Origin of the sequence: Inhella sp. (genome assembly GCF_041912635.1) — a bacterium.
Classification (GTDB): domain Bacteria; phylum Pseudomonadota; class Gammaproteobacteria; order Burkholderiales; family Burkholderiaceae_C; genus Inhella.
Map to the genome: position 1 here is coordinate 46,389 of NZ_JAYRMO010000033.1, position 9,439 is coordinate 55,827.

Here is a 9,439-nt window from a genome sequence, read left to right on the forward strand (position 1 = left end):
GCTGAGGGCCATTCAAGGGCGCCGTGGGCGCGCCTGCGCGGCCGTGCCGCTGGCGGCCGGGTTCACCCGGCTGGGCAGCCCGCCGGCGGCTCTGAAGGCCGCGGCCGTGGCGCTGATGCTGCTCCAGCGCACCGGCGCCAACAGGCCCACGCGCGCAGCCCAGGCCTCGATCTGGGCGATGCCGTCGCTGGTGTCCACGATGGTCAAGGTCTTGGGCGCGACGTTGAGCGTGACGCTGTAGATCGGCATCACATGGCTGCCCGTGAGCAGGCTGTTGGCCAGCGCCTCGGCGGCCTGCAGGGTGCGGCCGCCATTGCCCACGGCGGCGAGGTTGCCGGCCGGGTCGTGCGCCTTCCAGTCGCTGGCCGAGCGCGGGCGCCACAGGCCGGCGGCGGTGTCGTCGCTGTCCGTGCCATGGCCCACGCCGGTGACAAGGCCCCACAGCGTCTCGGCCTGCCAGCTGGAACCCGTGCTGCCGCGCTGCGGCTGGCGCAGGCCGTCGATCTCGGTGTTCAGCAGGCCCGAGGCCACGGCGTTGGGCGTGCCGCCCAGCGCGCGGATGCGCTCGGCGCAGGCGGCGCGGTCGGCCGCGCTGTGGGCGTGCACGTCAAACTCCACGCCCAGGGGCTGCAAGGTGCGGATGACTTCGCCGGCGCGTGCTTCCCCATTGAGCCAGCCGATGTCCGCGCCGATCGACCAGCGCATGCCCGTGGCCTGTGTGCCGACCTTGCCGGCCACCACGGCGCGGCGGAAGAAGGCGATCAGGTCGTCCACATTCGGCCAGTTGGTGGGCACGGACTCGATGTGCATGGTGCCGCTGACGTGCAACTGTGGCCCGCCGGCGTCCTGCGCCGTGGCGCGCAGCTGGGCCAGGCCCGGCGCATTGGCGAAGCCGAAGCGCTGGCGCTGGCTGCTGCCGTAGGCCAGCGCGGATTCGTAGATCGCCCACTGCGCGGCCTGGTCGGCACTGCTCTTGAGTGCGGACTTGAGCGCCGGGTTCCAGGGCGGGCGCTTGCCGCCGTCGACGTACACGACGTTCCAGGCGGACTTCTGCGCGAAAAAATCGTTGTCGTGCATCTTGGCGCCGACGAAGAAGGGCGCACGCGCCCCGGGCAGCGCGCGGGCGGCGGTGAAGGCGGCTTCCACCACCGCCTGGCCAGTCTGGCCGGTCAGCTCGAAGAGCTTGAGGTCGTAGTGTTCGGGCCTCAGGTAGAGGCCGCGCGCGCTGTCGCCCAGGTTCAGCGCGCCGCCGGTGTGCGCCAGGGTCCACGTGGCGCCCAGGTTCTTGAAGGCCGTGGCGGTGGCGTCGAGGAACTTCTCGTCCGCCTGCATGGCCGGCACGATGGCGATGCGGGCGTTGTCGCCCAGCGTGCGCAGCTGCTGATAGCCGCCGGGCGTGCCGGTCCTCTGGCCGGTCGTCAGATCGACCCGCACCGATTCATAGGCCTGGATCTCGGCCGTCTGTGCGCTGGCCGATAGGTTCGCCAGCCCGGCCCAGTCGTAGTTCAGGTAGTAGGGCTTGGGCGGGCGCATGTGGTAGTTCAGGCCCACGAAAGGCGAGCTGCGCAGGCGCTCCAGCAGGCTGGGGTAGCCGGACTGGTAGAGGTCCAGCATCGTGTCGCTGAAGTAGATGTCGACCGGCAGGCGGTATTGCTCGTGCAGGTCGACGATGCGGGTGACGGCGGCGGCGCTCAGCTCCGGGTAGCTGAAGTCCTGCACATTGATGGAGAACTGCAGCCAGTCGCCGGCATCGGGCGCGCCCGCCAGGGTGCTGCCGACGTAGTAGACGCGGGTGTAGCTCTGGCGCGCCAGCACCTCGGCCACGCTCTGGCCATAGCCGGCGTAGATGGCGGTGCCCTCCAGGCCGCGCAGGTCCATCTGGCGCAGCAACGCCACGCGGTGCTGGCCCAAGGTAACGGCCTGGTAGGGCTGCACATCGCCGTTCGGCGCATGCAGCCAGCCGGCCGGGGTGAAGCTGTACCACTGGCCGTCGGGGGTGTTGGCGGCGATGTAGAGCTGGCCCGCCCGCCCCTGGTCGGCCGTGCCGGCCTGCAGCTGCACGCTCAGGCTGGTGCGGTGCTGCGGACCGGCCGCCTCGGCCCAGGCACTGAAGCCGGCCGGGGCGGCAGAGGCCAGATTGAACCCGCAGAGCAGGACAAGAGACAGCAGCGCGCGCCACAGTGCCATGGTTTTCCCCGGGGTTTGGGCAGGATTCCAACGCGGGCTTCGGCCTGTGGCAAGCGTTCCTAGGCCAACTCCCTAGGGGCCTGCACGCCCACCCCTCGCAGAATCGATCGCGAAGAAAAGGAGACCCGCGTGGACAAGATCTGGCTCAAGCATTACTCGCCCGGCGTCCCAGCCGAGATCGACCTCGGCCGCTATGCCAACCTCATCGAGCTGATCGAGACCGCGTTCAAGAACCACGCGACCAAACCGGCCTACAAGATGATGGGCGCCACCCGCACCTTTGCGCAGGTGGACGAAGACTCCCGCGCCCTGGCCGCCTACCTGCAGAGCCTGGGCCTGGCCAAGGGCGACCGCGTCGCCATCATGATGCCCAACGTCTTCCAGTACCCGGTGGCCATTGCCGCCGTGCTGCGCGCGGGCTTCGTGGCGGTGAACGTCAACCCGCTCTACACCCCGCGCGAGCTGGAGCACCAGCTCAAGGACAGCGGTGCCAAGGCCATCGTCATCGTCGAGAACTTCCTGCCCACGCTGAAGGAGGTGTTCGACAAGGTGCCCACCAAGCACGTGATCCTGGCCTCCATTGGCGACCAGTTCGGCTTCCTCAAGGGCCTGGTCATCAATTACGTGGTGCGCAAGAAGAACAACATCCAGCCCCTGCAGCTGCCGGGCATGGTGCGCTTCAACGACGCCCTCAAGCGCGGCCGCGCCCTGCCCTACACGCGGCCCCAGATGAAGGCCGAGGACATCGCGCTGCTGCAGTACACCGGCGGGACGACAGGGGTCAGCAAGGGCGCCGTGCTGCTGCACCGCAACCTGGTGGCCAACGTGCTGCAGGCCGAGGCCTTCTACGAGCCCGCCCTGAAAAAAGTGCCCGCCGGCCAGGCCGTGCACACCGTCTGCGCGCTGCCGCTTTATCACATCTTCGGGTTCACGGCGAACCTGATGCTCTCCATGCACAAGGGCGGCGTGAACATCCTGATCCCGAACCCGCGCGACATCCCCGCCGTGTTCAAGGAGCTGAGCCAGCACACCATCCACAGCTTCCCGGCCGTGAACACCCTGTTCAACGCCATGGCCAACCACCCCGACTTCAACACGGTGGACTGGAGCCATCTGGTCATCAGCGTGGGCGGCGGCATGGCGGTGCAGCAGGCCACCGCCAAGCTCTGGCTGGAAAAGACCGGCTGCCCGGTGTGCGAGGGCTACGGCCTCTCGGAGACCTCGCCCGTGGCCAGCTGCAACCCCACCGACAGCACCGCCTTCACCGGCACCATCGGCCTGCCCGTCAGCAGCACCGAGTTCAAGCTGCTGGACGATGACGGCCACGAGGTCGCCCCCGGCCAGCCCGGCGAGATCGCCATCAAGGGCCCGCAGGTGATGGCCGGCTACTGGCAGCGCCCGGACGAAACCGCCAAGGTCATGACGGCTGACGGCTTCTTCCGCACCGGCGACGTGGGCGTGGTGGACGAGCGCGGCTTCTTCAAGATCGTCGACCGCAAGAAGGACATGATCCTCGTCAGCGGCTTCAACGTGTACCCGAACGAGGTCGAGGACGTGCTGGCCAGCATGCCCGGCATCCTGGAATGCGCGGCGGTCGGCGTGGCCGACGACAAGGCCGGCGAAGCGGTGAAGGTGGTGATCGTCAAGAAGGACCCGAACGTCACCGAGGCCGATGTGCGCGCCTACTGCGAGGCCAACCTGACGGGCTACAAGCGCCCCAAGATCGTCGAGTTCCGCACCGAGCTACCCAAGACCCCGGTGGGCAAGATCCTGCGGCGCGAGCTGCGCGACAAGCCCAAGAGCTGAGTAGGCTGAGCAAGAATCCAAGGCCGGCTTCTGCCGGCCTTTTTGCCGTTTCGGGCTTGGGGCCGGCGTAGCCGCCCTGTGGCGCATCGCGCCACCGCATCGGCCAGCCCGATGCGCCAGCCCTGTACGTCCAAGCGCCATCGGCGCTTGAACCTTCCACGTCATGTCCGCCCGCCTCTACGTTGACCTGCCCCTCGGCCCCGAAGGCCAGGAGCTCGACCTGCCCCCCGGTCCGACCCGCCATGCCCAGGTGCTGCGCAGCCAGCCGGGCGATGTGCTGACCCTGTTCGATGGCCGCAGCCAGCAGGAATGGCAGGCCGAGGTGCTGGCCATGGGGCGCAGCGTGGTGCGGGTGCGGCTGATGAGCGCGCGCCTGCTGCAGCACGAGCTGGCGCAAGCCTTCCGCCTGGCCCTGGTGATGCCGGCCAACGACCGCATGGACTTCCTGGTCGAGAAGGCCACCGAGTTGGGCGTGGCCGCCATCCAGCCGCTGATGAGCGAGCGCTCGGTGCTGCGCCTCTCTGGCGAGCGGGCCGACAAGAAGGTGGCGCATTGGCAGGGCGTGGCGCAGGCCGCGGCCGAGCAGTGCGGGCGCGCGCGCGTGCCCCAGGTGGCGGCCGTGCGCACGCTGCCCCAGTGGCTGGCCGAGCTGCCGCCCGCAGGCGGCGAAGCGCGCTGGCTGCTCAGCCCGCAGGCCCAGGGCCTGCCGGCACGGCCGGCGCAGGGCGCGCTGTGGAGCCTGTCAGGCCCCGAGGGCGGCTTGAGCGCGGGCGAGGAAGCGGCGGCACAAGCACAAGGCTTTCAGCCCGTGGGCCTGGGCCCGCGCGTGCTGCGCGCCGACACCGCCCCGCTGGCCCTGCTCTCCTGGTGGGGCCTGGCTCAGCTCTGACGTTTCTGGCGCGCCTGCGCGCCCTGCACCGCCAGCCAACCCGCCAGCGGCACACCCGCCAGACCCGCCCCCAGCATCCACACCGGATGGCTGATGAGCAGCAGATTGGCCGCCGTGGCCAGCCAGATCACGCCGGCCACGCCCAGGCCCACGGCGCGCGCATGGGGTTCGCCGGCAAAGCGGTAGCCGATCCAGGCGCCGCCCGCCGCGCCGGCCCACCAGGCCAGCACCACGGAAACCAGCGCCCCGAGCGGCGCCGCGGCCAGCAGCGCCGCCACCACGGCGGGGTCCTTGCTGTTGCCGCTGCTGGCCGGCAGCGGCCAGATCTTGTGGCCGATGGCCTCGATGGTGGCGATGACGGCCACGGCCACCATCATCCCGGCCAGCAGGCCGAGCAAAGCGCGAAAGGCGGATTTCATCGGCGCGGATTGTCCGCGGGCCAGACCTGCGTGCGCAGCGCTTCCAGCCCGCGCAGCACCGGCTCCAGATTGGCGGGTTCGCGCTCGAAGCGCGCCAACCATTCCAGCGCCGGGGTGCTGAAGGCGGCCGGGGCGTCGCGGTCGAAGAACTGCATGCTGCCGGCCGCCCGCGCCAACAGGCGCGCGCCGGCCTGGGCCAGCGGGTCATTGCCCACAGCCGCCAGGCGGTGCGGCGGGATCAGGCCCATGGCCTGATTCAGCTCGGCCTGCAGCTCGGGCCGCGCCAGATAGCGCAGGAACTCGCGCGCCGCGGCCTTCTGGCGCGCGGCGCGCGGGATCACCAGCACATCCAGCGGCGCGTCCTCGATCAAGGGCACGCGCGCGTCCAGCGTGGGGAAGGGGAAGAAGCCCAGGTCGGGTCGCACCGCGGCCGGAAAGGCCAGGCTGACGAAATTGCCCATCAGCACCATGCCGGCGTGGCCGCGCGTCACGTACGGCAGGGCCTGGCGCCAGTCGCGCTCGAAGCTGCCGGGCAGGAAGTCGCCGCGCTGCAGCAGCTGGCGCCAGCGCTCGAACACACCACGCACGCGTGCATCCAGCCAGCTCGCGCGGCCACTCAGCAGCTCGGCATGGAAGGCTTTGCCGTGCAGGCGCAGGTTGAAGTAGTCGAACCAGGCGCCGAGCGGCCAGCCCTCGCGGCTGCCCATCACGATGGGGGCCAGGCCGGCGGCGCGCAGCTGGTCGTTGAGCTGCAGCCAGGCCTCCCAGGTGGCGGGCGGCTGCAGGCGCAGGCGCTCGAACACGCTGCGGCGGTAATAGAAGCCCCATTGGTAGGTGGCCAGCGGCAGCGCCCAAATGCGGCCCTGCACGCGCACCGCGTCCAGCATGGCGGGGTGGAACTGCGATTCCCAGCCCCGGGCCAGGTCGTCCAGCGGCTCCAGCAGGTCCTGCTCCACGAACTCGCGCAGGCGCTGGCCGCCGAACCAGAAGGCCACGTCGGCCGCGGCCGGCTGCTGGCGCAGCAAGGCATCAAACTCGGCCTTGTACGGGGTCTGCTCGCGCTCGCGGCTCTCCAGCGGCCGGCCCAAATCCTCGTAGCGGCGCGCGATGCGCACCCAGAGGTCGCGCTGCATGCCGCTGGAGAACATCCAGTGCACGCGCAGCGGCTCGGCCGGCTGCACCGACTGCGCCCAGGCCGGGCCGGTGCCCGCCCACACACAGAGGCTGCGCCGGCGCAGGCTCATTCGCGCATCGAGCCGGCCACCAGATCGAAGCGGAACAGCCGGCATTCGATCGGGCCGTTCCACATGGGCACCTTGCGGCTCTCCTTCAGGCGCATGCGACGCGGCAGCTCGCGGTCCGGGCTGAGCAGCCAGGCCGTCCAGGGATTGGCGCCGGTGTACTGGCGCTTCCAGTAGGCGGCCAGGCGGGCGAAGAAGTCGTTGCCTTCGGCCATCTCACGCGCCGGACGGTCCGTGTGTTCACCGGCCTTGCCACGCACCTCGATGCGTTCGCCGTACGGCGGGTTCATCATCAGCGTGCCCGCCATGCCGGCGGGCAGCTCGGGCGCCGGGCGCTCCAGCGCGTCACCGCCCTGGAAGCGGATGGCATCGGCCACGCCCGCACGCTCGGCATTGCGGCGCGCGAAGTCCACCATGCGGAAGGCGACATCGCTGGCAAAGATGGGCACGGCCGGGGCGTGCTCGGCGGCCTTGGCCTCGGCCAGCAGGCGCTGCCACTCGGGGTAGAGCTCGGCATAGGGCGGCTGGTGCGCGAAGGCGAAATCGCGCTGGCTGCCGGGGGCGATGCCACAGGCGATCAGCGCGGCCTCGATGGCGATCGTGCCGCTGCCGCAGCAGGGGTCGTTGAGCGCGCCGCCGCTTTCCGGCGTGCCGCGCCAGCCGGCCGCGGCCAGCATGGCGGCGGCCAGGGTTTCCTTCAGCGGGGCGTCGCCCTTGTCGTAGCGCCAGCCGCGCTTGAACAGGGGCTCGCCGCTGCTGTCGGCATAGAGCGTGGCGCGGTCGGCTTCGAGGTGCAACAGCACCGGCAGGTCGGGGTCGCGCGTGTCGACGCTGGGGCGCTCGCCGTGCTGGTCACGGATCTGGTCGCACAGCGCGTCCTTCACCTTCAGCGCGGCGAAGTGCAGGCTCTTGAGCGGACTCTGGCGCGCCGTGCAGTCCACGCGGAAGCGGTGCGCGGGGGTCAGCCACTCGCTCCAGTCCACCGTCCAGGCCAGGTGGTAGAGATCGGCCTCGTCGCGATACGGCCCATGGGCCAGCTCCACCAGCACGCGCGTGGCCAGGCGGCTGTGCAGATTGAGCTTCATCGCGTCCACCAGGCTGGCGCGCGCCAGCCGCACGCCACCGCGCGCCGCGTCGGCCTTGAGCCCGAGCGCGCGCACTTCGTCGAGCAAGAGCGGCTCGACCCCGCTCGGACAGGGCAGGAACAGGGCGTAGGCACTCATCGGGGGTTACTGCTTTCTTAGTGGAGCCGTGGGGATCTTCATCCCCTCGCGGTACTTGGCCACGGTGCGGCGCGCGCACTGGATGCCCTGCTCTTCCAGCATGCTGGCGAGCTGGCTGTCGGACAGCGGCTTCTTCGGGTCTTCGGCGCTGATGAACTGGCGGATCAGCGCGCGCACGGCGGTGCTGCTGGCCTCGCCGCCGGTTTCGGTGCTCAGGCCCGAGCCGAAGAAGAACTTCAGCTCGAAGGTGCCATGCGGCGTGGCCATGTACTTGGCGGTGGTGACGCGCGAAATCGTCGATTCGTGCAGGCCGAGCTCGTCGGCGATCTCGCGCAGCACCAGCGGGCGCATGGCCAGCTCGCCATGCGTGAAGAAGCCGCTCTGGCGCTCGACGATGGCCTGCGAGACACGCGCAATCGTCTCGAAGCGCTGCTGGATGTTCTTGATGAACCAGCGTGCTTCCTGCAGCTGGCCGCTCAGCGCCGTGCCCTTGTTCTGTTTGAGCAGGCGGGCATAGAGCTCGTTGACGCAGAGCTTGGGGCAGACCTCAGGGTTGATGACGGCGCGCCAGCCACGCCCGGCGCGCTGCACCAGCACATCGGGCACCACCGGGGTGTTGTGGTCGCGCGCGAAGCGCCGACCGGGCTTGGGCTCCAGGCGGGCGATCAGCGCATGCGCCTCGCGCAGCTCGGGCTCCTCGCTGTGCGTCAGCAGGCCCAGCCGACGCCAGTCGCGCTTGCCCAGCAGCTCCAGGTGCTTGGGTTCGCACACGCGCCGTGCCAGCGCCAGTCGCGGGTGCGGCGGGTGCACGCGCAGCTGCAGCAGCAGGCATTCGCTCAAGGAACGCGCGCCCACGCCCGCCGGATCCAGGCTTTGCAGCAGGGCCAGCGCCACCTGCAGGCGCTCCTGCAGCTCCTCGCGTTCCTCCGGGTCCGGGCCGGCAAGCTGTTCCACCAGCTCCTCCAGCGTGTCGACCAGGTAGCCCGAATCATCCAGGCTGCCCATCAGCAGCTCCACCGCGGCCAGATCGGTGGCGCTCAGGCGCCGGCCGGCCAGCTGCTGGCGCAGATGCGCCACCAAGTCGATGCCCACGCTGTCCTGCTCGCCGCTGCGGCGCTCGTCATCGTCGTCAGCGCCCTCGGAGCGGTTGGGCGGCAGTTCCTGGATGCCGTCGAAGTCGTCGCCCTCGGTGCCGTTGGCCCAGTCCTCGCGCTCGGTGGCGCCGAAGTCATCGGCCACCAGCTCGCGCTCGCCCGCCTCCTCAGTGCCACCGCCCTCGTCGGCGGAGCTGCTCGCGGTGGTGCTGCTGGCCGCGGCGGCCGGCGCGGCGTCCAAGCCCGGCTGGCTGTCGAAGTCCTCGGCCTCCAGCTCCAGCAGCGGGTTGCTGTCCAGCATCTGCTGCACTTCCTGCTGCAGCTCCAGCGTCGACAGCTGCAGCAGCCGGATCGACTGCTGCAGTTGCGGGGTGAGGGCAAGATGCTGGCTCTGGCGGAGCTGGAGTGAGGGCTTCATCACTGCGAAGCAGGCACGCCGCAGGGCCGCCCCAAGGCGGGCGCGCCCCCTTGGGGGGTGGCGAAGGAGCGAAGCGACAAGACTGGGGGCATCACATTCTGAAATGCTCGCCGAGATAGACCTTGCGCACGTCGGGGTTGGCCACGATGGCCTCGGGCTCCC

The 9,439-nt window shown here is 70.4% G+C and carries 8 protein-coding genes; 2 read left to right on the forward strand and 6 right to left on the reverse strand.

The features are described from left to right. Positions 1–12 precede the first annotated feature (12 nt). Complete coding sequence (locus ACE3QP_RS17555; RefSeq protein ID WP_374437784.1) at positions 13–2,187, reverse strand: hypothetical protein; 2,175 nt, start codon at positions 2,185–2,187, stop codon at positions 13–15. A 129-nt stretch (positions 2,188–2,316) separates the two neighbouring features. Between ACE3QP_RS17555 and ACE3QP_RS17560 the strand changes: the two genes are divergently transcribed. Both ACE3QP_RS17560 and ACE3QP_RS17565 read left to right on the forward strand, forming a co-directional pair. Next, complete coding sequence (locus ACE3QP_RS17560; RefSeq protein WP_374437785.1) at positions 2,317–3,993, forward strand: long-chain-fatty-acid--CoA ligase; 1,677 nt, start codon at positions 2,317–2,319, stop codon at positions 3,991–3,993. 163 nt (positions 3,994–4,156) lie between these two features. Beyond that, a complete protein-coding gene (locus tag ACE3QP_RS17565; protein ID WP_374437786.1) occupies positions 4,157–4,882 on the forward strand; it encodes a 16S rRNA (uracil(1498)-N(3))-methyltransferase in 726 nt (241 codons plus the stop codon). Here ACE3QP_RS17565 and ACE3QP_RS17570 read toward each other — a convergent pair. From ACE3QP_RS17570 to ACE3QP_RS17590, 5 genes are all read right to left on the reverse strand, one after another. After that, positions 4,873–5,301, reverse strand: coding sequence for a hypothetical protein (locus ACE3QP_RS17570; RefSeq protein WP_374437787.1), 429 nt, complete (start codon positions 5,299–5,301; stop codon positions 4,873–4,875). The two genes, ACE3QP_RS17565 and ACE3QP_RS17570, sit on opposite strands and share 10 nt — an antisense overlap. Next, on the reverse strand, positions 5,298–6,545 hold the full coding sequence (locus ACE3QP_RS17575; RefSeq protein ID WP_374437788.1) for an ABC transporter substrate-binding protein: 1,248 nt from the start codon (positions 6,543–6,545) through the stop codon (positions 5,298–5,300). The genes ACE3QP_RS17570 and ACE3QP_RS17575 overlap by 4 nt, the downstream gene beginning before the upstream one ends. Then, a complete protein-coding gene (locus ACE3QP_RS17580) occupies positions 6,542–7,765 on the reverse strand; it encodes a class I SAM-dependent RNA methyltransferase (RefSeq protein ID WP_374437789.1) in 1,224 nt (407 codons plus the stop codon). The genes ACE3QP_RS17575 and ACE3QP_RS17580 overlap by 4 nt, the downstream gene beginning before the upstream one ends. Positions 7,766–7,771: 6 nt before the next feature. After that, positions 7,772–9,277 (reverse strand): RNA polymerase factor sigma-54, encoded by a 1,506-nt coding sequence (locus ACE3QP_RS17585; protein WP_374437790.1) that lies wholly within the window; start codon positions 9,275–9,277, stop codon positions 7,772–7,774. 91 nt (positions 9,278–9,368) lie between these two features. Next, on the reverse strand, positions 9,369–9,439 hold a 71-nt coding region (locus ACE3QP_RS17590), incomplete at its 5' end, for a hypothetical protein (protein ID WP_374437792.1).

Coding starts and splice junctions, on each gene's coding strand:
- ACE3QP_RS17575 (WP_374437788.1), bottom strand. CDS start 6,545: ATGAGCCTGCGCCGGCGCAGCCTCTGTGTGTGGGCGGGCACCGGCCCG.
- ACE3QP_RS17565 (WP_374437786.1), top strand. CDS start 4,157: ATGTCCGCCCGCCTCTACGTTGACCTGCCCCTCGGCCCCGAAGGCCAG.
- ACE3QP_RS17585 (WP_374437790.1), bottom strand. CDS start 9,277: ATGAAGCCCTCACTCCAGCTCCGCCAGAGCCAGCATCTTGCCCTCACC.
- ACE3QP_RS17580 (WP_374437789.1), bottom strand. CDS start 7,765: ATGAGTGCCTACGCCCTGTTCCTGCCCTGTCCGAGCGGGGTCGAGCCG.
- ACE3QP_RS17555 (WP_374437784.1), bottom strand. CDS start 2,187: ATGGCACTGTGGCGCGCGCTGCTGTCTCTTGTCCTGCTCTGCGGGTTC.
- ACE3QP_RS17570 (WP_374437787.1), bottom strand. CDS start 5,301: ATGAAATCCGCCTTTCGCGCTTTGCTCGGCCTGCTGGCCGGGATGATG.